Annotated in this window: 19 protein-coding genes and 1 pseudogene; 8 read left to right on the top strand and 12 right to left on the bottom strand. The window is 61.5% G+C overall.

The window, feature by feature from the left end; all coding sequences use genetic code 11:
• Positions 1-264 precede the first annotated feature (264 nt).
• The 7 genes from QMO80_RS20400 to QMO80_RS20370 form a co-directional block, all read right to left on the bottom strand.
• Positions 265-3,420, bottom strand: coding sequence for an efflux RND transporter permease subunit (locus QMO80_RS20400; protein ID WP_283198104.1), 3,156 nt, complete (start codon positions 3,418-3,420; stop codon positions 265-267).
• Positions 3,417-4,640, bottom strand: coding sequence for an efflux RND transporter periplasmic adaptor subunit (locus tag QMO80_RS20395; protein WP_283198103.1), 1,224 nt, complete (start codon positions 4,638-4,640; stop codon positions 3,417-3,419). Before QMO80_RS20395 ends, QMO80_RS20400 begins: the two co-directional genes overlap by 4 nt.
• A 240-nt stretch (positions 4,641-4,880) precedes the next feature.
• Positions 4,881-5,780 (bottom strand): adenylate/guanylate cyclase domain-containing protein, encoded by a 900-nt coding sequence (locus tag QMO80_RS20390; protein ID WP_283198102.1) that lies wholly within the window; start codon positions 5,778-5,780, stop codon positions 4,881-4,883.
• Positions 5,781-5,948: 168 nt separating this feature from the next.
• Positions 5,949-7,499 (bottom strand): SpoVR family protein, encoded by a 1,551-nt coding sequence (locus tag QMO80_RS20385; RefSeq protein ID WP_071087689.1) that lies wholly within the window; start codon positions 7,497-7,499, stop codon positions 5,949-5,951.
• A complete protein-coding gene (locus QMO80_RS20380) occupies positions 7,496-8,770 on the bottom strand; it encodes a YeaH/YhbH family protein (protein ID WP_283198101.1) in 1,275 nt (424 codons plus the stop codon). The genes QMO80_RS20385 and QMO80_RS20380 overlap by 4 nt, the downstream gene beginning before the upstream one ends.
• A 12-nt stretch (positions 8,771-8,782) precedes the next feature.
• Positions 8,783-10,726 carry a PrkA family serine protein kinase gene (locus QMO80_RS20375; protein WP_283198100.1) on the bottom strand — a complete coding sequence of 648 codons (1,944 nt, stop codon included), beginning with the start codon at positions 10,724-10,726 and terminating at the stop codon, positions 8,783-8,785.
• 409 nt (positions 10,727-11,135) lie between these two features.
• A complete protein-coding gene (locus QMO80_RS20370; protein ID WP_283198099.1) occupies positions 11,136-11,612 on the bottom strand; it encodes a VOC family protein in 477 nt (158 codons plus the stop codon).
• A gap of 582 nt (positions 11,613-12,194) precedes the next feature.
• On the opposite strand from QMO80_RS20370, the gene QMO80_RS20365 reads away from it, so the two are divergent.
• Positions 12,195-14,672, top strand: coding sequence for an ATP-dependent helicase (locus QMO80_RS20365; RefSeq protein ID WP_283198098.1), 2,478 nt, complete (start codon positions 12,195-12,197; stop codon positions 14,670-14,672).
• A 27-nt stretch (positions 14,673-14,699) separates the two neighbouring features.
• On the opposite strand, the gene QMO80_RS20360 is transcribed toward QMO80_RS20365, so the two are convergent.
• A complete protein-coding gene (locus tag QMO80_RS20360) occupies positions 14,700-15,047 on the bottom strand; it encodes a hypothetical protein (protein WP_283198097.1) in 348 nt (115 codons plus the stop codon).
• A 275-nt stretch (positions 15,048-15,322) separates the two neighbouring features.
• Here QMO80_RS20360 and QMO80_RS20355 point away from each other — a divergent pair, with 275 nt between their 5' ends.
• The 3 genes and pseudogenes from QMO80_RS20355 to QMO80_RS20345 all read left to right on the top strand — a co-directional run bounded on the left by QMO80_RS20355 (position 15,323) and on the right by QMO80_RS20345 (position 17,503).
• Positions 15,323-15,826, top strand: coding sequence for an EF-hand domain-containing protein (locus QMO80_RS20355; RefSeq protein WP_283198096.1), 504 nt, complete (start codon positions 15,323-15,325; stop codon positions 15,824-15,826).
• Between the two features lie 248 nt (positions 15,827-16,074).
• Entirely contained in the window at positions 16,075-16,701 is a 627-nt protein-coding gene (pncA, locus tag QMO80_RS20350; protein ID WP_283198095.1) for a bifunctional nicotinamidase/pyrazinamidase, read from the top strand.
• Positions 16,702-16,838: 137 nt separating this feature from the next.
• Positions 16,839-17,503, top strand: a pseudogene (locus QMO80_RS20345) (dihydrofolate reductase family protein).
• A 21-nt stretch (positions 17,504-17,524) separates the two neighbouring features.
• On the opposite strand, the gene QMO80_RS20340 reads toward QMO80_RS20345, so the two are convergent.
• Together QMO80_RS20340 and QMO80_RS20335 are read right to left on the bottom strand one after the other, a co-directional pair.
• Positions 17,525-19,117, bottom strand: coding sequence for a hypothetical protein (locus QMO80_RS20340; protein ID WP_283198094.1), 1,593 nt, complete (start codon positions 19,115-19,117; stop codon positions 17,525-17,527).
• Between the two features lie 94 nt (positions 19,118-19,211).
• The gene (locus QMO80_RS20335) at positions 19,212-19,457 is read right to left on the bottom strand and encodes a DUF2164 domain-containing protein (RefSeq protein ID WP_283198093.1); all 246 of its coding nucleotides are present in this window, start codon (positions 19,455-19,457) and stop codon (positions 19,212-19,214) included.
• Between the two features lie 132 nt (positions 19,458-19,589).
• Between QMO80_RS20335 and QMO80_RS20330 the strand changes: the two genes are divergently transcribed.
• Together QMO80_RS20330 and QMO80_RS20325 are read left to right on the top strand one after the other, a co-directional pair.
• Positions 19,590-20,321, top strand: coding sequence for an AzlC family ABC transporter permease (locus tag QMO80_RS20330; protein WP_283198092.1), 732 nt, complete (start codon positions 19,590-19,592; stop codon positions 20,319-20,321).
• Between the two features lie 3 nt (positions 20,322-20,324).
• Positions 20,325-20,633 carry an AzlD family protein gene (locus QMO80_RS20325; RefSeq protein ID WP_283198091.1) on the top strand — a complete coding sequence of 103 codons (309 nt, stop codon included), beginning with the start codon at positions 20,325-20,327 and terminating at the stop codon, positions 20,631-20,633.
• Between the two features lie 24 nt (positions 20,634-20,657).
• On the opposite strand, the gene QMO80_RS20320 is transcribed toward QMO80_RS20325, so the two are convergent.
• On the bottom strand, positions 20,658-22,493 hold the full coding sequence (locus QMO80_RS20320) for an aminopeptidase P family protein (protein WP_283198090.1): 1,836 nt from the start codon (positions 22,491-22,493) through the stop codon (positions 20,658-20,660).
• A 278-nt stretch (positions 22,494-22,771) separates the two neighbouring features.
• Here QMO80_RS20320 and QMO80_RS20315 point away from each other — a divergent pair, with 278 nt between their 5' ends.
• Positions 22,772-22,945, top strand: a complete 174-nt coding sequence (locus QMO80_RS20315; RefSeq protein ID WP_172599188.1) for a hypothetical protein — start codon at positions 22,772-22,774, stop codon at positions 22,943-22,945.
• A gap of 549 nt (positions 22,946-23,494) precedes the next feature.
• Positions 23,495-24,433 (top strand): IS110 family transposase, encoded by a 939-nt coding sequence (locus QMO80_RS20310; protein ID WP_283200240.1) that lies wholly within the window; start codon positions 23,495-23,497, stop codon positions 24,431-24,433.
• Positions 24,434-24,499: 66 nt separating this feature from the next.
• Here the strand turns inward: QMO80_RS20310 and QMO80_RS20305 are convergent, their stop codons facing one another.
• A complete protein-coding gene (locus tag QMO80_RS20305) occupies positions 24,500-25,378 on the bottom strand; it encodes a 50S ribosomal protein L11 methyltransferase (protein ID WP_283198089.1) in 879 nt (292 codons plus the stop codon).
• Positions 25,379-25,403: the final 25 nt, after the last annotated feature.

Raw genomic sequence — 25,403 nt, 5'->3', positions numbered from 1 at the left:
TCCAAAACGCAAACAGGACGCAAACTGCACAAAGAAATGAACCGTTGCCGCGCGGACATTCATGTCCGGGGTCGCTGGGGTTCCAGCGCGTTGCGGCCTTCAAGAAACGAAGAAGACCAGCCGGTTGCTGGTCACGATCATTGCCGTTTATGCTTAACAAACGGCTAAACTTCAGAAGTAATTTATCTTATTTCAAAAGGTTTGATACACCATAAGAACGCCGCCGAATGGCGATCCGGCGGCGTCTTCAGTTCGGATGGAGGCCTATTCGGCGGCCTGCAGCTGTTCCTCGTCGGGTGCGGCGCGGGGCCGCGTGGCGACCGCCATCTCCTCGTGCAGCCGCGCTTCTTCATGGGCGTGCGGTTTGCCGAAGCGGGCGAGCAGCAGATAGGCGACCGGCGTGATGAACAGCGTCACCAGCGTCGCGAAGCCGAGGCCGCCGACGATCACCCAGCCGAGCGCGACGCGCGCTTCGGCGCCGGCGCCATGGGCAAAGACCAGCGGCACGCCGCCAAGGATGGTGGCGATCATCGTCATCATGACAGGGCGAAGGCGCAAGGCGCAGGCCTTTTCGATCGACGAGCGCACGTCCTCGCCCCGGTCGCGCAGCTGATTGGCGAATTCGACGATCAGAATGCCGTTCTTCGCCATGACGCCGACCAACAGCACCAGTCCGATCTGGCTGTAGATATTGAGGCTGGAGCCGGTGATGATGAGCGCAAAGACGGCGCAGGCAAGGCCGAGCGGCACCGTCGACATGATGATCAGCGAGGACAGCACGCTTTCGAACTGCGCCGCCAGCACCAGGAAGATGATGACGATGGCAAAGCCGAAGGTCAGCGCCATGCCGCTCGAATTCTCCTCCAGCGTCGCGGCTTCGGCAAGCGGCAGCAGGCGTGCGCCGGCCGGCAGCAGCGGCTGCGCAAGCTCCGTCACCTGCTTGACCGCGTCGCCGAGCGACATGCCGCCCTTCAGGCCGGCGGTGATCGCGACGGAGGCGAGCTGCTGTTCGCGGTTCAGCTGCGGCGCGACCGAACCTTCCTTCATCGTGGCAATAACCGACATCGGCACGATCTTGCCGTCGCCGGTTTTCAGGAACACGTTTTCGAGGTCGGTCGGATCGTCGATCGGCCGCGTCGTCGAGGTCAGAAGCACGGGATAGGACTCGCCGTCGACAAAGACGTCGACCACCGAGCGCCCTTCGAGCAGCGACTGGATCGCCGTCGAAAGCCCCGTTATGTCGATGCCGAGATCCGAGGCACGCTCGCGGTCGATCGCCACCGACACCTGCGCCTGGCTGGGCTCGTTGGTCAGGCGCGGCGTATCGTACCGGCCGGTGGCGTCGAGTGCCTGGACCAGCTTGGCCGCCGCCGCCGTCAGCGCCTCATGATCGTTGCCGATCAGCGCCATCTGCACGCCGCTGCCGGCGCCGCGGATGCGCAGGCTGTTGGAGGAGATGGCATTGCCGCGCAGTGCCGGCACCCTTGCTGCCGCCTGATTGATGTCGCCCACGATCTCCGCCTGCGTCCTGTGGCGCTCTCCCCAGGGCGCAAGCGTCAGCACCATGAAGCCGCTATTCAGCGAACCGCCCTGGCCGGAGATCGAGAAGACGTTGCGGATGTCGCCGCTGTCGACGAGCGGCTGCAGATTTTCCTCGACGAGCTGCATCTTGTCGCGGGTGTATTCGAGGCTTGATCCCTGCGGCGTCGTCAGCCGCATCATCACCATCGACCGGTCCTCTTCCGGCGTCAGTTCGCTTCTGACGCTCGAGAAGGCGACGAGTGCCGCGCCGGCAAAGATCACCGAGAACAGGAGGACGACGAAGGGGGCGTTGAGGCAGCCGTGCAGCGCCCATTTGTAGAGCCGGGCGAGCGCCCCGCCCAGACGGCCGAGCGCGCCGTGATCTTCGATCATCGGCTTCGTCAGCATGCGCGAGGCCAGCATCGGGCAGAGCGTCAGCGCCACGATCGACGACAGGCCGACGGAGAACGCGAGCACGAAGCCGAATTCACGGAAGAGGCCGCCGACCTGTCCCGGAAGGAAGGAAAGCGGGATGAACACGGCCGCAAGCGTCGCGGTCGTGGCGACAACCGCGAAGAACACCTCGCGCGTTCCAAGCACGGCGGCCGCTCGCGGCCCCATGCCTTCGGCACGCCGCCGCACGATATTTTCAAGCACCACGATCGCGTCGTCGACGACGAGGCCGGTCGCCAGCACGATCGCCAGCAGCGTCAGGATGTTGATCGAGAAGCCGACCATATAGATCGCAGCCAGCGTGCCGATCAGCGCCACCGGCATGCTGACCGCCGGGATCAGCGTCGCCCGCCAGTCGCGCAGGAAGAGATAGATGACGGCGGTGACGATGACGGCAGCGAGCACCAGCGCCAGCACCACCTCGTGGATCGCGCCCTGGATGAAGACGGCGTCGTCGCTGGTGATCGCGATCGTCGTGCCCTCGGGCAGCGTCTTCGACAATTGCTCGACGGCGGCCTTGATGCCGGTCGAGATATTCAGCGTGTTGGATTGCGCCTGGCGGATGATGCCGAGGCCGATGCCCGGCTTGCCGTTCGAGCGCAGCGCCGTTTCGCCGTCGCGTGGGCCGAGCGTCACCGTCGCGACGTCACCGAGCCGGACGCGGTCTTGCAGCATGACGTTGGAAAAATCCGCCGGCGTCTGCAGGTTGGCGGTGGCGCGCACCACGATATCCTGCGTATTGCTCTTCAGCGATCCCGCCGGCACGTCGAGGGCGGCATTGTCGAGCGCCTTGGTCAGATCGCCGATGGTCAGTCCGCGGCTCGCCAGCGCCCCCTGATCGACATCGACGCGGAAGACCTTCTCCTGGTCGCCATATTCCTCGACGTCGGCGACGCCGTCGACGGAGGCGAGGCGATCGATCACCTCGTTTTCGACGAGCTGCGTCAGGTCGTCCATGTTGAGATTGGTGGAGGTGACGGCAAGGCGCATGATCGCCGAGGAATCCGAATCCGCCTTGACGATCTGCGGCGCATCCGCTTCATCGGGCAGGTTCTGGGTGATGCGGCCGATCGCGTCGCGCACGTCGTTGGCGGCGACAGCGAGATCGATCGTATCCGAGAATTCGAGCGTCACCCGGCTCTGGCCGAAGGAAGAAGTCGAGGAGATCGATTTCAGCCCGCTGACGCGCGCAACCGCGCCCTCGATCACCTTGGTCAGTTCCTGGTCGATCGTCTGCGGCGATGCGCCGTCGAAAGTGGTGCGCACGGTGACGACGGGACGGTCGACATCCGGCAGTTCACGCACCTCGACGCCGACATAAGCCGCAAGGCCGGCGACCACCATCAGCGTGTTGAACACCAGCGCCAGGATCGGCCGGCGAACGAAAAGCGCGGTGAAGCTCTGCTTGCCCGAGGTCCTGTCCTGATGAATCTCGGTCACATTCATTGCGTGGCGACCTCCGCATTCGCGGCGACATCGGCTGAAACCCGCACCGCCCCGCCCTCACGCACGCGCTGCAGGCCCTGCGTCACGATCTTGTCGCCGTCCTTGAGGTCGGCTTTGACGAGCACAAAATCCGGGTTGCGCTGCACGACGCTGACCCGCACCTTATGCGACTTGTCGTCGGTCACCAGCCAGACGAAGGACCCTTGCGAATCCCACTGCACTGACTGCGGATCGACGGCCGGATATTTATCACCGGGGAATTTCATGCTGACGCTGAAGGACATGCCGGCGCGCAGCTCGTCGGAAGAGTTGTCGATGCGGGCCCGCAATCGAAGCGTACGGCTTGCCGCGTCGATGCGGTTGTCGACGGCCTCGACCACGCCGGTAAACATCTGTCCCGGCTTGGCGACCGACATCGCCTCCACCGGCTGACCGACCGACACCGTGTTGGAGAAGCGCTCAGGCACCCAGAAGTCGACGAGGATTTCCGAACGGTCGTCGAGCGTGACGATCGGGATGCTCGTCGTGACGTTATCGCCGATATTGACCGGCACGATGCCGACGATGCCGTCGATCGGCGCAATAATGTTGCGCCGTGCGAGATTGAGCTCGGCGGCCTGCAACTGCAGCCGCGCGCCCTGCTCGGCGATTTCGGAATCGAAGACATCCATGCGCGACACGCTGGATTTGATGTTGTGATAGAGATTGGATTTCTCGACGGCCGCCTTGACCGCCACATCGGCCTGGCCGCGGGCGATCACCTGCTCCTCGCTGTCGAGCTTGGCCAGCACCTGGCCGGCCTTCACCCTGTCGCCCGACTTGATGAGGATTTCGCGGATCGTACCCGAGGCCTGCGGCGTGACCGCGACCGAGCGGATCGCGTCACCGGTGCCGATGGCGTTCAGCCGGTCGTTGACGACGCCCTGGACGACGGCCTGCGTCGCGACAAGAATGGCGCCGTTGCGCCCACCGCCATTGCGGCGGTTCTGTCCCTGTCCCTGGCCCTGTCCTTGGCCCTCTCCCTGCCCCTCGCCACGCTGCTGGCCTTGCGCCCGGGTATCCCCCGTCTCCTCAGCCTTCGGCGCGATCCTGGAAACGAGGTTCTCTGGAATACCTGCATCGCGCATCATTTCGCCGGCGCCGGGCACAAAGAAAACCCACGCGGCAAAGCCGGCAACAATGACGATGAGAGAAAGTATCAACTGCTTCCAAAAGGCCATTCACGTCTCCAGAGGGACTCGAGGTTGGACCAGGGTCGGTCGAAAGAGGCGCCGCGGGATCAACATCCCGTCTGATGCGACAATATCGCGCGTTTACAGTTTACCGGCAAGCATAAGCAGCCGGCATTACCGATTTGTAATATCAGCAAAGAATGGGAATAACCCGACCGCTCACTTTTGCTTGAGCGAACCTCGCAAACGTCTTCGACGCCCCTGAAAAAACCAGCCGGGATCGTCGATTTACCGGCGCATCGACCATCGCAAGCCCATGACGGCCGCAATCCCCAGTATCGGCCACACCGCCCAGAACTGCCCCGTCCAGGTGAAGAGGTTGATGCCGACCATGCCGAGCGCCACGATCGCCAGCGAGGTGGCCTTCCGGTTGAACAGGATCTGGCTGCGATTCCAGGCGAAGGCGGCGACGACGGCGAGCGCAAGCACCGGAAAGCGCGCCCAGAAAACGCCCTGCCACGATAGAAGATTGATACCGATCAGCACAGCCGCGATGACGCCGAGCACAGCGAACAGCCTGCGTCCGGCAGGCGCGGGTCTTGCTTCGGCGATCTCAGCCGCCGGCTGCGGCCGCGAGGGGCTTGGTCGTTGGGGAGGCGGCGCCTCATCGCCGATCTTTACCGCATAGCTCGGCACGCCTTCATCGACGTTCTTCACCATCAGCGGCCCGAGAAACTCGAAACCGACAGCGACCTTGTTGCGGACCTGATCGTAGACGGTGCTCGATATGACGATGCCGCCGGCCGAAGCCGAGGCCTGCAGCCGCGCGGCGATGTTGACGCCGTCGCCGTAGATGTCGTCGCCTTCGACGATCACATCGCCGAGATTGATGCCGATGCGGAACAGCATGCGGCCGTCTTCCGGGCGGCGGGCATTGAAACCGGCCAGTTCGTTCTGGGTGTCGACGGCCGCGCGCACCGCCTCGACCACGCTCGGGAAATCGGCGATCAGCCCATCGCCCCAGGTATTGATGACGCGGCCGCCATGGCTTTCGATCAGGCGCCCCATCGCCTCCCGGCAGCGCTTCAGCGCCGCAAGCGTCCCCTCCTCGTCAGTCCCCATCAGCCGGGTATAGTCCTGCACGTCAGCACAGAAGATCGTCGTCAGCTTGCGCCGCGTTTCACTCATAATCTCTTGTCTCCGCGCTATTCGCTCCCGGACGCTCGCTGCAAACGTGAATGCGGGTGAGTGATGGGCGATTGCAGCGGCGGCAGGTTACTAAGCCTTTGTCTTCGTTGCCATCGATAATTGCACACTATCGACGGCAACAAATGCGGCTCGGAGACATAGCGACGATCATTGAACGATCTTGCGGGGGCTCGCCGTGTGCTCTCTCGCCACGGTATTCGAACCATCGATTTCCTGAAGCAACACGTCGTAGCCCCAGAGATCGGCAAGATGCTGCAGCACAAGCCTCGTGTCGGCTTCCTGAAGATAGCTGCCATTCATCATAATATGCTGCAGCAGCAGGCGGCGGTCGCCGGCGAGGTCGACATCGACGATATCGATTGCCGGATCGGTCCAGCCGATATCGTATTCGCGGGAAAGCTGGCGGCGGATGCGCAGGTATCCGCGCTCATTGTGGATCGCCGAAACCAGAATGCCTTCGGTCTGTTCCGGATCATCGTAGAGATGGAACAGCCGCAACTGGCGGATCAGGTTCGGGCTGAGGAATTGGCTGATGAAACTCTCGTCCCGGTAATTGGCCCAGATGTCGCGCAGGATCGCCATCGCATCGCCCCGTCCGGCGATATCGGGAAACCATGCGCGGTCTTCTTCCGTCGGCTTCGTCACGATCCTCTCGATATCCTGCATCATCGCAAAGCCGAGCGCATAGGGGTTGAAGCCCGAGAACCGGCGGTCGTCGTAGCTCGGCTGGAACACGACATTGGAGTGCGACTTCAAGAATTCGAGGAAGTTTCCATCGCTGATCTGCCCCCGCTCGTGAAGCCGGTTCATGATCTGGTAATGGACGAAGGTGGCGGTTCCCTCGTTCATCACCTTGGTCTGCCGCTGGGGATGGAAATATTGGGCGACATGGCGGACGATGCGAATGATCTCGCGCTGCCATGGCTGCAGCCGCGGCGCGGTTTTTTCGAGAAAATAAAGGATGTTGTCCTGCGGAAGGCCAAGTGCGGCGCGGCGCTTTTCCAGGCCGCCGTCGTTCGTCTTTTTGGCCTTGCCGACGGGAACCGTGCGCCACAGATCGTTGAACATCTGCTCCTCGTGGGCGCGGCGCTCCTGCTGCCGTTTCTCCTCTTGGCGAAGGTCGATGGTGGTCTTGCCCGCATAACGATGCACCCCGTGCGACATCAGCGCATGCGCCGCATCCAGCGTCCGCTCGACGGCGGTCTCGCCGTAACGCTCTTCGCAGCGGGTGATATAACCCTTGGCGAAATCGAGGTAATCGAGGATGCCCTCTGCATCGGTCCAGAGTTTGAAAAGGTAATTGTTCTTGAAGAAGTGGTTGTGGCCGAAGGCCGCATGCGCGGTGACGAGCGTCTGCATCGTCGCCGTATTCTCTTCCATCAGGTAGGAGATGCAGGGAGAGCTGTTGATGACGATCTCATAGGCGAGGTCGCGCATGCCGCGGCGGTAGAAGGCTTCGTGATGCGCGAAGTGTTTGCCGAAGGACCAATGGCGGTAAAAGAGCGGCATGCCGGTCGAGGAATAGGCATCTAGCATCTGCTCCGAGGTGATGACTTCGATCTGGTTCGGATAGACGTCGAGGCCAAGCTCGTTAAGCGCGATGTCCTCGCAGGCGTCGTGGATGCGCTGGAGTGTTGAAAAATCCCAGTCGGCCCCCTCGAACAACAGCCGTTCTCTGGGCCTCATCGTCATAGTCATGGCGTCACCCTCGACTGTGCGTCACGTTTCTGGAAGAGATCATGGAAAACCGGGAATATTTCGTTTCGCCGGCAGACCTTGCGCATCGAAAGCGGCAGCAGCTCGGAGCGGATCCCGTCATAGAGCATCCACAGCGGTGAACGCGATACCGACGAGTCGCCGCCTTCTTCGCCAACCTCGATATAGGCGAAGTACTGGCACAGCGGCAAAATCTCGCGCAGCAGCTGTCCGCTCAGGTTTCCGTCCGAATGGGCATTGTCACCGTCCGAGGCCTGGGCGCCATAGATGTTCCACTCCGCCGGATCGAAACGCGCCGCTATGATCCCGCGCATAGCCGCAAGGGCGCTGGAAACCAGCGTGCCGCCGGTCGCCGGGCCGTAGAAGAAGGTTTCCTCGTCGACTTCCTCAGCCCTGTCGGTATGGCGGATGAAGACGATCTCAACCTTTTTGTAGCGCTTCGACAGGAAAAGGTAGAGCAGCAGGTAGAACCGTTTCGCAAGGTCCTTCATATGTTCCGACATCGAGCCGGAGACGTCCATCAGGCAGAACATCACGGCCTTGGCCACGGGCTTCGGCTCGTTTTCGAAACGGCGGTAACGCACGTCGAGCGGATCGATATAGGGGATGCGCCGGCTTTTTTCCGTCAGGGATTTGAGTTTCGCCTCGAGCGCCAGCCGGCTCTCGTCGTCTTCGCATTCGTCGATCTGCCGCTGCAGGGCTTCGATCTCTTCGCGGCGCGGGCGGTGAAGCGCGACGCGACGCATCATCGCCAGCCGCGTCGTGCGGCCGACGGCAATGTTGGACGGCGATCCGGATACGGAATAGCCGGCCCGGAACGGCGTTTCCTCTTCGGTTTCGGCCAGGCGCCGCTTGGCAAGGTCGGGCAGTTCCAGATCGTCCAGGAACACGTCGAGGAATTCCTCGCGCGTCAGCACGAAACGGAAGCCGTCCTCGCCGTCACCCTCGCCGGCATCCTTTGGTTTTCCGCCTCTGCCGCTTGGCGGGCGTGGCAGGATGTCTCCTTCGACGAAGGCCCTGTTGCCCGGCAGGATGTGATCACTGATGCCGCCCTCACCTCTGCGCAGGCTCGGTTCGGCCATTCCATCGATCGGCAGGCTGATCTCCCCGCCGTCGAGCACATCCCGAATGTTTCGGTTTTGCAGAGAACGTTTCACCGCCTGCTGCACGGCGCCCTTCATGCGTCGAAGGAACCGCTGCCGATTTTCCAGACTTTTACCGCGCGGATTTAACCGCCGGTCGACAATGTGCATAATGGCTCCGCATTAACTTGCCTGTTTGACGCGCATGTACCATTCGACAAGGCGCCGAACCTGCCGCTCCGTGTAACCTCGCGCGGCCATGCGCGAGACGAATTCGCTATGCTTCTTCTCTGTTTCCGAATCCTTCTTCGATCCGAAGGAAATGACCGGCAGAAGATCCTCGACCTGCGAAAACATTCGCTTTTCGATCACTTCCCGGATTTTCTCGTAACTCGTCCATGACGGATTTTTTCCGCCGTTGGCTGCCCGCGACCGCAACGAAAACTTGACGATTTCGTTGCGGAAATCCTTCGGATTGGCAATGCCCGCCGGCTTTTCGATCTTCGTCAGTTCCTGATTGAGGAGCTCGCGGTCGAGAAGCTGGCCGGTATCGGGATCCTTGAAGTCAACGTCTTCGATCCATGCATCGGCATAATCAACGTAGCGGTCGAACAGGTTCTGCCCGTAATCCGCATAGGACTCAAGATAAGCCTTCTGAATCTCATTGCCAATGAACTCTGCGTAACGAGGCGCAAGATCGGCCTTGATGAACTCCAGATAGCGCTTCTCGACATCGTCGGAAAACTGCTCGCGGCGGATCGCCTGTTCCAGCACATACATCAGATGAACCGGATCGGCGCCGATGTCGGTGGTATCGTGATTGAAGGTCGAAGCGAGCACTTTGAAGGCGAAGCGGGTCGATATTCCATCCATGCCCTCGTCGATGCCGGCGGCATCCCGGTATTCCTGGACACTGCGGGCGCGCGGATCGGTCTCCTTGAGGCTCTCGCCGTCATAGGTGCGCATCTTCGAGAAGAACGTCGAGTTCTCATGCTTGCGCAGACGGGACAGCACCGAGAAGCGGGCAAGCATTTCGAGCGTTGCCGGGGCGCAGGGCGTATCCGCAAGCTCCGATCCCTCGATCAGCTTTTCGTAGATCTTCTGCTCTTCCGTCACGCGCAGGCAATAGGGCACCTTGATCACGCAGATGCGGTCGATGAAGGCCTCGTTGTTCTTGTTGGCCTTGAAGGTCTGCCACTCCGCTTCGTTCGAATGCGCCAGCACGATGCCCGAGAAGGGTATGGCGCCGATATTCTCGGAGCCGATATAGTTGCCCTCCTGCGTCGCCGTCAGCAGCGGATGCAGCATCTTGATCGGCGCCTTGAACATTTCGACGAATTCAAGCACGCCCTGATTGGCGCGGTTGAGCCCGCCCGAATAGCTGTAGGCATCAGGATCGTTCTGGGAATAGGTTTCGAGCTTGCGGATATCGACCTTGCCGACCAGCGACGAAATATCCTGATTGTTCTCGTCACCGGGCTCGGTCTTGGCGATGGCGATCTGGCGCAACCGCGAAGGCTGTATCCTGATCACACGGAAGCGGGAAATGTCGCCGCCGAAGTCGTCGAGGCGCTTCAGGCACCACGGGCTCATCAACCCGTTCAGACGCCGCGCGGGAATGCCATATTGCTCCTGCAGGAGCGACCCCATCGTCTCCGGATCGAAGAGATTGAGCGGGCTTTCGAAAACAGGGCTGATCTCGTCGCCCGCCTTCAAGACATAGATCGGATGAACCTCCATCAAGAGCTTCAGCCGCTCCGCCAAGGACGACTTGCCGCCGCCGACCGGGCCGAGGAGATAGAGGATCTGCTTACGCTCCTCCAGCCCCTGCGCGGCATGCCGGAAGAAGGAAACGATGCGCTCGATCGTTTCCTCCATGCCATGGAAGCCGGCAAAGGCAGGATAGATCCGGATGGTCCTGTTCATGAAGATCCGGCCGAGGCGCGCGTCCCTGGCGGTGTCGACCATCTGCGGCTCGCCTATGGCGGCGAGCAGGCGCTCGGTCGCATTGGCATAGGCGATCGGGTCCTTTTTGCAGAGATCGAGATATTCCTGCACCGACAGGTCGGTTTCGCGGCGCGCTTCGTAACTGCGCGTAAACGCATCGAATACGGATTCACTCAGCATGGGACCTCCATTAAGGTTTATGCCGCAGGCTCTAAGCCGTATAACCATCGAGATGGCTACGGCGTTCCTAAGAATCAATAATTTCGTAGGTATATTCGACGCTCACCGGCTATTTCTTGCAACGCACAAAAACGTGCATTCACCGGTTATTTTTACTCTACGAAACTGTTTCTCATTATAGTTGAAAAAAGCACCCTTGCGGTATCAGCACATTTCGCGACGTGACAGAAAGATGAAAAGGGTGTGCAATGTCGCCCGTGATTCGAGTTCCGGAAAAATCGACGATTGGCAGCCAGATCTGCTCAGAGTCGATGCTGGGACGGCATGTGCCGATCCCCGCCTGACACGATGGAAACGGCCGCATCCCGGCCGTCAGTCCATCGTTCGATCATCCGCCCGCGGGCGCAAATCAGCCGTTGAATGCCTTCTCCAGCGCAGCGACATCGATCTTGACCATGCCGAGCATCACCTCGGTCACGCGCCTTGCCCGCTCGCGGTCGTCGTCGGCGACCATCTCGGCAAGCATGCGCGGCACGATCTGCCAGGATAGGCCCCAGCGGTCCTTCAGCCAGCCGCAGGCCTCCGGCGTGCCGCCATTGGCGAGGAATGCGTCCCATATCCGATCGATCTCGGCCTGGTTTTCCAGCAGAATCGCGATCGAGAAGGAATGGTTGAAACTATCGAGCGGGCCGGCCTTCATCGCCAGGAAGGCCTGGTCGCCGAGCGTGAACTCGATCAGCTCGACGCTGCCGGGGGGCCCGCTCGGCGTTTCCGCCGGAAGGATGGTGGTGCGGCCGATGCTGGAATCCGGGATAATGGACACATAGAATTCGACGGCTTCGCGCGCGTGCTCCGCGAACCAGAGATTTGAAACGACCTTCGTCATGATGCAGCCTCCTTGCTGACGGTGGATCCGGACCACTGTCCGATGATCCAAGGACGCCCCGCCTGCGCGGCTTCCGACAGAGTGCGGCTGAAATTTTTCCGTCGTGTCGCCGCTGTCCTAGAGCCTTTCCTGGTTAGATTGAAGCATTCTGCCGGAGCAGGTTTTCGTCAGGGCAGAGGCGATTGGCGACGGGCATACCCCAGGTACGGCCGAGCCGATCGCCTCTGATACTGGCGGAAAGATGCCCGGCCCTCCGGCCACACCGCTTCGCCGCGGCGAAGCGATCAGTGCGGCCGGCGCTTTAGAGTCTTGCAGATTTGCTTGGCAAATCTGCGGGAGGGTTGGCTGAAACGGGCCGGCTGATCGACCGGCCGGCTTGGCCGTAGAGCTGGGCTACGACGCGCGCCGGCCGGTCGACCATCCGACTCCGTTTGAGCCAACAGAATGCTTCAATCTAACCAGGAAAGGCTCTATCCAGCAGCCCTGCCGCCATGCGCAAACCCCTTGGGATAGCGGCGGCCCGGGAATGAAAGCAGAACATCTTTTCTGGTCTTTCCTTCCCGAATCACTACATTACGCGCCATGAGCAATAGTTTCGACGATATTCCCTTCTTCGACGAAGAGCCGGCCGAGATGGCGCGCAAGCCGCAGCCACCCGCCGCACCCGCCGGAAGAGTGCCCGCCGGCGGCGGTATTGCCGCCCGCGCCATGGCGGCCCGCGACGGTGGCAGCCGGCCGGATTATCTCGCCGGGCTGAACCCCGAGCAGACCGAAGCCGTCGAAACTCTGGAAGGCCCGGTCCTCGTGCTTGCCGGCGCCGGCACCGGCAAGACGCGCGTGCTGACGACCCGCATCGCCCATATCCTCAATACCGGCCGCGCCTTCCCCTCGCAGATCCTCGCCGTCACCTTCACCAACAAGGCCGCCCGCGAGATGAAGGAGCGCATCGCGCTGCTCGTCGGCGGCGCGGTCGAAGGCATGCCCTGGCTCGGCACCTTCCACTCGATCGGCGTCAAGCTTCTGCGCCGCCACGGCGATCTCGTCGGCCTGCGCTCCGATTTCACCATTCTCGATACCGACGACGTCGTCCGCCTGATCAAGCAACTGATCCAGGCCGAAGGCCTCGACGACAAACGCTGGCCGGCCAAGCAGTTCGCCGGCATGATCGACACCTGGAAGAACAAGGGGCTCGGCCCGGCCGATATCCCCGAGGGCGATGCCCGCGCCTTTGCCAACGGCCGCGGCCGCGATCTCTATTTCGCCTATCAGGCGCGCCTGACGACGCTGAATGCCTGCGATTTCGGCGACCTGCTGATGCATCCGATCGCGATCTTCCGCAAGAACCCGGATCTCCTGAAGGAATATCACGGCCGCTTCCGCTATATACTCGTCGACGAGTACCAGGACACCAACACCGCGCAATATATGTGGCTTCGGCTCCTTGCCCAGCGCACCAAGGGCGAGCCGCAGAACGTCTGCTGCGTCGGCGACGACGATCAGTCGATCTATGGCTGGCGCGGCGCCGAGGTCGACAACATCCTGCGCTTCGAGAAGGATTTCCCCGGCGCCAAGGTCATCAAGCTCGAGCGCAACTACCGCTCGACCGAACATATCCTCGGAGCGGCCGCCCATCTGATCGCCCATAATGAAGGGCGGCTTGGCAAGACGCTGTTCACCGACCGCTCCGATCCTGAGGACGTCAAGGTGCAGGTGCACGCCTCCTGGGATTCGGAGGAGGAAGCCCGCGCCATCGGCGAGGAGATCGAGCAGCTTCAGCGCGGCAAGCATCTGCTCAACGATATGGCGATCCTCGTTCGCGCCTCCTTCCAGATGCGCGAATTCGAAGACCGCTTCGTCACTCTCGGTCTCAATTACCGCGTCATCGGCGGCCCGCGCTTCTACGAGCGCCTCGAAATCCGCGATGCCATGGCCTATTTCCGCCTCGTCGCTCAAGCCTCCGACGACCTCGCCTTCGAGCGCATCATCAACACGCCGAAGCGCGGTCTCGGCGATACGACGGTGCGCGCCCTGCACGATTATGCGCGAGCCCGCGATATCCCGATGCTTGCGGCAGCCGCCGACATCATCGAAACGGACGAATTGAAGCCGAAGGCGCGCAAAGCCCTCTTCGACGTGATTCAATCTTTCCGCCGATGGCAGGAACTGCTTGAAAACACACCGCATACCGAACTCGCCGAGCAGATCCTCGAAGAGTCCGGCTATACCGACATGTGGAAGAACGACAAGAGCGCCGAAGCGCCCGGCCGCCTTGAGAACCTCAAGGAACTGATCCGCTCGATGGAAAGCTTCGAGTCGATGCGCGGCTTTCTCGAGCACGTCTCTCTTGTGATGGATGCCGAGACCAACGAGAACCTCGATGCCGTCTCGATCATGACGCTGCACTCGGCCAAGGGCCTGGAATTCGACACCGTCTTCCTGCCGGGCTGGGAGGAAGGCCTCTTCCCGCATCAGCGCTCGCTCGATGAAAGCGGCCGCGCCGGCCTGGAGGAGGAACGCCGCCTCGCCTATGTCGGCATCACCCGCGCCAAGCGCCGCTGCCACATCTGGTTCGTCTCCAACCGCCGCATTCACGGCCTCTGGCAATCGACCCTGCCCTCGCGTTTCCTCGACGAGCTGCCGGAGACCCATGTCGAGGTCGCCGAAATGGAACAGAGCTATGGTGGCTATGGCCGTGGCGGCTACGGCCAGTCCCGCTTCGACAAATCAGAACCCTTTGCCAATTCCTATTCCACCCCCGGCTGGAAACGCGCCCAGGCCAACAAGACCGACGCCACGCGCGACAATTGGGGCAGCCGCTCCGGCCACGCCGTCGAACGTATCGGCTATGGCGAAAGCGGCCCGAAGGGACGGACGATCGACGGCGAGCTGGTGGCAAAATCCACCTCGTCGGAACCTTCACGCTTCACCCTCGGCGACCGCGTGTTCCATTTGAAATTCGGCAACGGCAACATCACCGGCATCGAAGGCAACAAGCTGACGATCGAGTTCGACCGGGCTGGGCAGAAGCGGGTGCTGGACGGGTTCGTCGAGCGCGTCTGACAATCCGCCGGCGCGACGCGAGAACCGTCACCCGAGCATTCGCATGCTTCCCAGACCGAGGATATCGTTCATCAGGGCGATGCCCATGCCGACGGCCACGATCGACAATCCGATCAGGAAGAGCCGGCGCGACCGGTCATATTTGACGGCAAGCAGCGAGTCCCGCGCCAAAAGATCGGCAAACACCTTCACCTGAATGGCGATGCCGACGGTCAGGAACGACATCGGCAGCAGATCGATGCGGCTCCAGTCATTGGGATTGGAAACCCAGAGGCTGATGAAATTAAGAGAGAAACCGAGGATGATCCCGGTCGCCGTCAGCGATCCGTTGCGGAACGTCGCATCGATCTTCTCGTTCGGCTCTGCCTCGGACATGGTTTCGCTTCCGGCTTGCGTCTGAGCAAGAAAGGCAGAAATCGCGGCCGGGAGCAAGATCGCCCTCGCATCTCGCTTCCGCGACCGGAGCAGAACCCCGTTCGGCCGAGCCCATTCACCTATAAAAATACAATAATTTCAATAGGATATATTTGTAAACCGAAAAGTTAACGTGTCAAAACGTCGCTTTGACGCTTTGCGCAAATCAGCTTAGCCCGGAACCTGCCCGTCCATGAAAGGCGGGCTTCACGACGAACTTTTCGAAGGAGGTTCAAGTGACCAGTGTTTCATCTCTCGGCAGCACATTATCCCAGTATCAGTCTCCCCTTTCCGGCCTCGACAAGAATGGCGACGGCGTCATTTCCCCGGATGAGCTCGCCGCCGCATCGCAGTCCTCGTCATCCGGCACGGCTGCAACCGCCGCCGACAGCGATGACGGCAGCGCCGATATCGTCAAGAAGATCACCGCCGACATCCTGTCGCTGATGCTGTCCCTGCAGAAGACCGACGGCAGCGACGATCAGAGCGACGGCAGCGATCAGAGCGACGACACCTCCAAGGGCGTCTTTGCCGCGATGGATAGCAATGGCGACGGCAAATTGACCGAGTCCGAATTCCTCGCCGCCGATCCGAGCAAAATTAATGCGTCAGGCGATAGCGACCCGCTCCTCACCAAAGTCCTGAGCGACATGCAGACGGCCCTCCAAGCCCACCGCAATACCTATGGCGCTTCCGCCGCAGCGGATGATTCCACAGCCGACGGCGTGACCGCGGCATAGTTCGGCGCGGGGCTCCGCCGGGGGAGCCTCGACCCGCCAGACGCAAAGCGTCTTCCGCTTTCCCCTCCATTTCGACACGAGAGCCGCCACAGAATCTCGCAATGATTGTATTAGCGTATTCTTTTTCAGCTGGTTACTACCGCTAGTACCAGAATTAACACTTGCGCGCCGGCCCCGGGAAATCCACTAGTTGATGCGTTCAATATGCTTGGCATCTTACACTGAGATAAGCGAAGGGATTGGCCTTGATGAAAGCGCTGCTGCTCGTCGACATTCAGAACGGCTTCTGTCCGGGCGGCAATCTGCCGGTACCGGATGGCGACAAGGTGGTTCCCATCGCAAACAGCCTGATCGACAGCGGCAAATACGACCTGATCGTCGCCTCGCAGGATTGGCATCCGCCGGGCCACGGCAGCTTCGCCTCGACCCATCCGGGTGCTGCTCCCTTCGAGATGGGCGAACTCGCCGGCAAACCGCAAATGATGTGGCCGGACCACTGTATCCAGGGCACGCTCGATGCCGAACTGCATCCCGCGCTCAAATCGGCGGAGATCGATCTGATTCAGCAGAAGGGCGAAGATCCCCGGATCGACAGCTATTCGGCCTTCCGCGATAATGACCGGGATGCCTCCACCGGCCTCTCCGACTTCCTCGAGGATCAGGGCATCACCGATCTCGATGTCTGCGGTCTCGCGACCGATTATTGCGTCAAGTTCTCCGCGCTCGACGCGCTGGAAATGATGCCCCATGTGCGCGTCCGCTTCATCGAGGATGCCAGCCGCGGCATCTCGCCCCAAGGTGTTGCCGCCGCGATCGAGGAGATGCGCGCCCATGGCATCGCCATTATCGACAGCGCCAAGGTTTTGACCGGCTAACTCAAGCTAAAGCGCGTCGCGATCTTTCGCTCCTCGCTTTTTTTGCGCGACAGGCTTTAAAAACAACGCGGAGAATGTCGGATTGGCGCACACTCATCCGTCCTTGGCTCTGAACACACAAACCGTGGAGCCGAGAGATGAGAAAGCTTGTGAGCGCAGCCTTTGTGAGCCTGGATGGCGTGATGCAGGCGCCCGGCGCGCCTGAGGAGGATCCGACCGGCGGCTTCATCCTTGGCGGCTGGACCGTCAATTATTGGGACGAGGCGATGGGCCAGTTCATGGATGGGATCTTCACCGATCCCTTCGCGCTGCTGCTCGGTCGCAACACCTATGAGATCTTCGCCGCCCACTGGCCCTATGTCAGCGAAGACGACCCCATCGGCAAGGCCTTCAATGCCGCGACATAATACGTCGCGACCAACTCGAAGGAGCCGCTCACCTGGGAAAATTCCGTTGCGCTGCGAAGCGATGCCGTCGCCGAAATTGCCCGGCTGAAACGGGAGGACGGCCCCGACCTTCTGACCCAGGGCAGCAGCGGCCTCCTGCAACCCTGCTGGCGCACGACCTGATCGACGAACTCCGTCTGCTGACCTTCCCTCTCATCCTCGGCCCCGGCAAGCGCCTGTTCGGCCATGGCGCAAAACCGGAGGCGCTGAAGCTCACCGCCAACTCGGTTTCGACCACGGGCGTCATCATGAGCGTCTACGAACGCACAGGCGAGGTCAAACCCGGCAGCTTCGCCATGTCGGAGCCCTCGCAGGCCGAATTCGCGCGCCGGGAGCGGATGAAGCGCGAGGGCTGAGGGAGGCTGCAGTCCGCTCGCTTACTTCATCACATAGACGTCGTAGGTCTCATCGCTGCCGACGACTGGCCCGAAACGTTTGACGAGGTCGGTTGCGCTCAGGAAAGCTGCAATCTCATCCGGCGTCAGCGACAACCGCCAGACATAGCTCTCACGCAAGGAGACGGGCGCATTAATCTGATCAAGCCGCTGCGACAGAAGAACGATAACAGGTACATGCTCGCTCTGTTGCAGCCGGCGCGCCGTTTGGAGAACATCGGCAAGGCTTAGCGAAAGCCGCGCATTGCGGGTATATCGCACAATGGCGCCGAAGCGCTCCTCCCGCATCAGATAAGTGCGATTGGAAAGATAATAAGGCAAGGCTTCGACGAGATAGTCGGGATCTGCCATGATGATCGCATCCTTGAGATCGGGGCGCGATTGCATGAAAGCGCCGAAATCCTTGCTCCTGCTGAAGGGTATTTCGGCCACGAAGGCGCGATTGACCTTTTCGATACCGGACACGACCTGCAGCGCCAGCAATATCAGGAAGCACAGGCGCCCGAACTTTACGCCGCCGCCGGCAGCCTTCATGGCGGCAACGCCCGCCCCTTGACGCTGGAAGTCTGTGGTCAAGGCGGTCATCGCAATCATGAAAACCAGCCAGAGCGCCTGATGTCTGTATCCGCCGGGATAGACAAGCGTAAAAAGCAGCGAGAGCCCCAAAAGCACCAGCCCGGCCGCGATCATTGCCGGCCATCGGTTCGCCAACGCGAACAGGCTGCCGTAGATGAGTACGGACATCAACGCGGTAAAGATACGGAACGCCAACGGATAGGCCACTATCAGTTCAAGGATGCTGTCGGGATAGAACGACGTGAAATGCGAACTGGGCAGGGTAAGAGCACGAAGAGCAAGCAAAGCGAAATTTTCGCCGCTGAGATCGTTCTGGCCCGTATCATTGAAGGTCGGATAGACCGTCAGGAAACACACAACAATTCCAACCGCGGCGATGGCAGCGGCTGTCGCAAAGGCTCGATATTCCCCCAAACGAAGCCTTGGCCGCGCCAGAACCAGATCGAAAAACCAATAGGCCAGGAAGCCGCCGACGAGGACGACCGAATGGACGTTGGTGTTCGCCAGCAAGGCGAACAACAGGCCGGTCAATATTCCGTTGCGGGCTCCTTTCTCCCAGGTCAGGACGATCAGGAAAATCACCAGCATGCTGATGCCGTAATTTCGCGACATCGCGGCGTATTCGAAAATCGAAAAACTGCCGAACAGCGACAGCAGCATGATCGAAAGGGGCAGTTTCAGCCGGAAAACAAGAAGATAAGCCGCCGCCGCCGCAATCATCAGCGCAACGACCTTCAGAACGACGGGAGAGCCGACCACGACATAGGCGGCGCGCAGCAGGATATACCAGAGAGCCGGATGACCCTCGCCATGCATCTGGCGAAGCATATCAGCGAAATTGTCCCCCTGAAGGGCCAATGACAATGCACGAACCTCGTCACGCCAAACGGTTTCGGACCAGCAAAGAGCAGAGGCCAGCGCAAGCCAGATCAAAAAGATCAACGGCTTGCCGAGCTTGGCAAAACGCGGCTCATCAACGACAGACACAATCAAGGCCAAATGACACGCAACCCGGTGAATGAAAGCGCGACGACCATATCGGCCGGGACATAATTTGGCGTTAAATGAGGGCTCTGATTTCCTTCCCCAGACGCTAGGATTTTTCCTCCCGCTCGAGCAGATGGATGTCCTCGGCCAGGTCTTCCATTCTCTTCAATAGGGCCGCCTGAGCATCTCTCAGCCCTCGATTGTAGAGGTACGGCCCGATCTCCACGGCGAAAAAATCAAGCAGGAATTCGGCCGGCAAGGCGCCGATGGGATCGAGTTCCCGGTCGAAATAATCGCGGATGCGCGAAACGATTTCAGCCTTTTCTTCCTTCGAAAACTCGATCTTCTTCATGAGGTCCTCTCCAGCCGACGCGATCGGGGCTTTGATGCTTCAGCGAAATCGATAGGTCAATCAACGAAATTCAATTGCCGCGGCAGGTTACAGACCATAAGTGAAAGCTGAATTTCCAACAGGATCACCCATATGAATCGCGCCGACTTTGTTGAAGGTTTGCGGGGCGGCTCCGCCGTTGCGCTGGCGTCGGCGCCGTTTGGCGCGCTGTTCGGGGCGCTCGCGGTCGAAAACGGCCTGTCGCTTTCCGAGGTCGCCTTTATGAGCGCCACCGTCTATGCCGGCGCCAGCCAGATGGTCGGCATCGAGCTCTTCGGCCACAATGTCCATGCCTGGCTGATCGTGCTGTCGATCCTCGCCGTCAATTTCCGCCACGTGCTGTATTCGGCGGCCCTGGCGCGCTATATCGGCCATTTCACGCCGGTGCAGAAATTCCTCACTTTCTTCCTGCTCGTCGATCCGCAATTTGCCGAAGCGGTGAAGCGCAGCGAGGCCGGCAAACCGCTGACCTTCGCCTGGTATTTCGGCTTCGGCATCATCATCTACATTCCCTGGGTGCTGATCAGCGTCGCCGGCGGCATGCTCGGCGGCTTTATCGGCGATCCCAAGGCCATCGGCCTCGATATCCTGCTGCCGGCCTATTTCCTCGGCATCGTCCTCGGCTTCCGCAAGCGCGACAATTTCCTGCCCGTGGCGCTCGTCAGCGCGGTGGCATCCGTGCTCGCCTATCGTTATGTCGGTTCGCCCTGGCATGTCAGCCTCGGTGCGGCCGCCGGCATCGTGCTCGCCGCGCTGCTGCCATTGCCGTCGCCGGAGCCTGACCTCGAAGCCGACGCCCTGCAATCCGAAGTGCACGAGGTCTGAGCCATGGAATTCGATCTTCACATGGCGCTCGTCATCCTCGCCGCCGCAGCCGCGACCTTCGCGACACGCATCGGCGGCTATGTCCTCATCACCCGGATGAAGCGCATCCCGCCGCGCATGGAGGCGGCGCTGAACGCCGTGCCGGCCGCCGTGCTGACGACGCTGGTCGCGCCTGCCTTCTTCATCGGCGGCTGGGAGTCGAAGCTGGCGCTCGCCGTCGCCCTCTTCGTCGGCCTGCGTTTCACTCATACATGGATGCTGGTCGCCGCCTGGACTGTCGTGATGATCTGGCGCCATACCGCCGGCGTTTAACGCCTGCGTTCAGGCGCCACCACTCTAATATTCCAAGGGCAGCGTCGCGTTTTCGAGCCACGCCCTGACGTCGTGATCGTGGATCAGCGGCATCAGCGCCTCGCGCGTGCGGCGGTGATAGTCGTTGAACCAGTGCAGCTCGTCATGGGTCAGCAGCTCCGGAATGACGATGCTGCGGTCGATCGGGCAGAAAGTCAGCGTTTCGAAGCCGAGCATGGCCGCATCGCCGCCGTCGATCTCCTCGGCCGCGCGCACATAGATCAGGTTTTCGATGCGGATGCCGAAGCTGCCCGGCCGGTAATAGCCCGGCTCGTTCGACAGGATCATGCCGGGCAGCAGTTCCTGCGTCGAAAGCCTGGAGATGCGCTGCGGCCCCTCATGCACCGAGAGATAGGAGCCGACGCCATGACCCGTGCCATGCGCGAAATCGGCCCCTGCCCGCCAGAGCGCAATGCGCGCCAGCGGATCGAGGTCGCAGCCGCGCGTACCCTTCGGGAAACGCGCCGTGCTGATCTGGATCATCCCCTTCAACACCAGCGTGAAGAACCGGCGATGCTCTTCTGAAACCGCCCCGATGCCAACCGTGCGGGTGATGTCGGTCGTGCCGTTGATATATTGCGCGCCGGAATCGATCAGGAAAAGTTCGCCGGCCTCGATCATCCGGTTGGTCTCGGTCGTCACGCGGTAATGCATGATCGCCGCATGTTCGCCCGCACCCGAAATCGTGTCGAAGGAAATCTCCTTCAGCGGGTTCTGCATGCTTTGGCCGACGCGGGCGCGTGCCGCTTCGAGGTGCTCGGCGGCGGCAATCTCGCTCACCGTGCCGGGTTTTTCCTGCGACAGCCAATAGAGGAATTCCACCATCGCCGCCCCGTCCTGCAGATGCGCGGCGGCCGAGCCGTTGATCTCGACGTCGTTCTTCACCGCGCGCGGCAGCTTGGCGGGATCGGCGCCCTCCACCCCTTCGCCGCCCGCCTTGCGGATGATCTCGGCCAGCGCATAGGAGGCGATATCGGGGTCGATCAGCACACGGCCGCCATCCCTGGAAACGGCGGCGAGCCTCTCCTCCAGCGCCGAGGGCGGCAGCTGCGTGCATATCTGCGCGAGATAGGCCTCCGGCTCGATGCCGGTCTTGCGCTTATCGAGGAAGAGCTCCGCCCGCCCGTCGGCATGGACGATGGCGCGCGCCAGCGGATGCGGCGTGTGCGGCACGTCGGCGCCGCGGATGTTGAAGGTCCAGGCAACCGAGGAGGGATCGGCGATCAAAACCGCCGCAAGATTCTTCTTCGAAAGATCGGCGGCGATCGTGGCGATCTTGTCGCTCGCCAGCACGCCGGCCTGCGCGACATTCTGGATGCTGACCGCGCCGAGCGGCTCGGCCGGCCGGTCGCTCCAGAGCCTGTCGAGCGGATTGTGCGGCAGGAAGGTGAGCGTCCCGCCGATCTGCGAAAGCGCTCGTTCCAGACGGCGCACCTCGGCACCGGCATGCAGCCAGGGATCGATGCCGAGCCGCAGGCCCTTGGCTCCGTTCGCGGCCAGCCAGAGATGCGGCGGCTCGTTGACGAGATCGCCGCCCGAGAAGACCGACCCGTCGACCTGTTCGGCAAGCTGCGTCACATAACGCCCGTCGACGAAGACGATCGCCTGCGTGCGCAGGATCAGCGCGATGCCTGCCGAGCCGGTGAAGCCCGTCAGCCATGCCAGGCGCTCCGAACATGCGGGAACATATTCGCCGTTGAACTCGTCGGCGCGCGGCACGAGGAAGGCGTCGATCCCGAGCGAATCGAAAGCAGCGCGCAGCGCCGATACGCGATCCCTGCCGAATTGGGGCGTGGAGGTGACTTCGAAGGACTGAAACATGCTGGAAACCCGAATGGTTGAGACGAATCCGGTAAAGGGGATGCCGGCCATGTTAGCGAAATTTCAATCGATGGGGAGAAAAAGCGACGAAACGAGTCGAAACCCGGGGTGCCGCCCAATATTTTGACAGAACTGTGACGCGAAAAGTGAATTTGGCACGCTTTATGCATTGGCCGCATGGCTCCCATGAGCGAAACCCTCTGCCTCGGCTTTTCAGAATAGCTATATAGGCGGCATCGAACGGTTCGCGATGAACCGGTAACAAAGGATTTTTTGAAATGACCGCCTCTCTCTCGCGCTTCGCATATAGCAGCCCGGTGCAGGCTGGCGAACGCCAGACCGTACGTCACGTCATCGGCGCCCGCCGGCCGCAGAACGACGACAGCCTCAAGCTGCTCGGCGCCAGCCAGCGCGCCACGCGCCACAACGGCGCCCCCAGCTACGCGTTCTAAGTCTGAAAGCCCGTCCGTCTCCTCCCTCCCGGACCGGCCTATTGGAATGCAGTAGAGCCCGCTCGAGCGCTCCTCCCCTTGAGCTCGCGGGCATTGGCCGGATAGACCGGTCCAAGGCGGTGCCATCGGCACCGCCTTTTTTGTTGTTTCTTGGCAAATCTGCCCACGTTGCAGGAACAGCGCCCCCAATGCGGGGTGGCACGGCAAAGGGTCGAGAGGAAGAAGGGCGCTGCCACATCCCTCTTCTCCCCAGCGGGGAGAAGGTGCCGGCAGGCGGATGAGGGGGCGAGCAACGAGAGGAGCGAGTGCACTGAGCGCAAGCGAAGGGCAATGAAGGGCTTGCTGTGCGGCCCCCTTGTATCTGCACGTTAGTGATTTCGTGCGATGGAAGCGATTGAGCCTCTGGCCGGGTGGCCACCCGGCCAGAGGCGTGACGAAGTCGCCCGTCCCCCCTCCGGTTACAACCGTGGATGAGCCTGGGATCTTCGTCATCGTCACGTACGACCGAATAGTCGCTTGGTTCCAATCGCACGCACAAGGCAGGTTACCGTGAACAGAGTTATATGTGGAGTGGATGTTTCGAAGGACTGGCTGGATGCGTTTATCCGCCCGTCCGGGACGTTTGAGCGTTTCAGCAATGACGCCACCGGCATTGGCGCGCTGGCCGATCTTTGCCGGGCCGAGAGTGTCGATCTCGTCGTCATGGAGGCGTCGGGCGGCTATGAGCGGACGGCCTTCCTGTTGTTGTGGGAGTTGGGGATCGCCTGCGCGCTTGCCAATCCGCGCCATGTGCGCCGCTTTGCCGAGGCCATGGGCTTTCTGGAAAAGACCGACCGCATCGATGCGGCGATGATTGCCCATTATGCCGAAGCCAAGCGGCTGGCTGCCCTTCCGCCGCCGAAAGCCGCGCAGCTGCGGCTGTCGGCGCTGATGACGCGGCTGTCCCAGATCACGCGTGACCTGACCGTTCAAAAGCAGCGCCGCAGTGCAGCCGCCGATAGGGCGATCGTGGAAAGCCTCGATGAGGTGATCGCGCTTTTGATGCGCCAGAGCCGTACCCTCGAAGGTGAGATTGCCTCGATGATCGACGACGATCCGCTCTGGGCCTGCCTCAACCGGGCCTTCCGCTCGGTCAAGGGCGTGGCCAACCGCACCGTTGCCAGGCTGATGGCCGAATTGCCCGAGATCGGCCGGATCTCCAACAAGGCGATCGCCAAGCTGGCCGGCCTGGCGCCGATTGCCAACGACAGCGGCAAACGCAGCGGACACCGGCCGGTGCGCGGCGGGCGCTCCGGACCACGCGCCATTCTGTTCCTGGTTGGCGCCATCGCAGCTCGACACGATCCGCATCTGGCGGCATTCCAGCAAAGGTTGCAAAGCCAGGGCAAACCGAAAATGGTCATCCGCATCGCGCTCGCTCGAAAGCTCCTGGTCATTCTCAATGCAAAAGCACGAGATGCGCGAAGAGAATTCGAATATGCAACTTGACAGCCCAGATAGTCGCTCATCCGACCCTTCGGGCCACCTTCTCCCCGCTGGGGAGAAGAGGGAACATCACGGCCGGTCGAAATGGATCGTCACCCAGCCATTCCGCCAGATCGTCCTGACATGACGGAGCTTCGCGCCGCTATAGGCGGCAATCACCTTCCAGCGCTGCGCGGCGAGAATGCCGGAAAGGATCACCGAGCCGCCGGGCGCCAGATGCGTCGCAAGCTTCGGCGCCATGCGGATCAGCGGCCGGGCGAGAATGTTGGCGATGATGAGATCGAAAGGACCATGCTCGGAAAAGGCCGTCGAATGAAAGCCCGGCGCAGTCCGGGTGACGATGCCCGACGCGATGCCGTTGCGGCGCACGTTTTCTGCCGCCACCCGCGTCGCGATCGGATCGATGTCGGTTGCCAGCACCGGTATGTTCTTCAGCTTGCGCACCGCAATCGCCAGCACGCCGCTGCCGGTGCCGAGATCGAGCGCGTTGCGGACCGGGCGCGAGCGCACCACGGCGTCGATGGCCTCGAGGCAGCCGGCGGTCGTGCCGTGATGGCCGGTTCCGAAGGCCTGGCCGGCATCGATCTCGATGGCGATATCGCCAGGGCGGACCTTGTCGCGGTCATGCGAGCCGTGCACCAGGAAGCGCCCTGCCCTGACGGGCTTCAGCCCCTCCAGCGATTTCACCACCCAGTCGACATCGGGGATGACTTCCCGTTCCAGCCGAGCATCGGGGAAAGAGGCCCTCAACGCGTCCTCGACGCGGGAATGCACCTCGGCTTCGTCCTCGGCCATCATATAGATCGAGGCTTCCCAGATGTCTTTCTTCTCGTCGATCTCGGTGGTGCCGATGGCGAAGTCTTCTTCGCCAAAGACCGCGCTCAGAAGATCGAGGATCTCTTCGGCCTTGGTTTCGGTCGTCGTCACGTAAAGGCGGATTTCACTCACGATAGGCGGTCTTTCCCGTTGCCAT

Origin of the sequence: Rhizobium sp. BT03 (assembly GCF_030053155.1) — a bacterium.
Taxonomy (GTDB): domain Bacteria; phylum Pseudomonadota; class Alphaproteobacteria; order Rhizobiales; family Rhizobiaceae; genus Rhizobium.
This window is presented reverse-complemented; position numbering and strand designations above follow the sequence as displayed.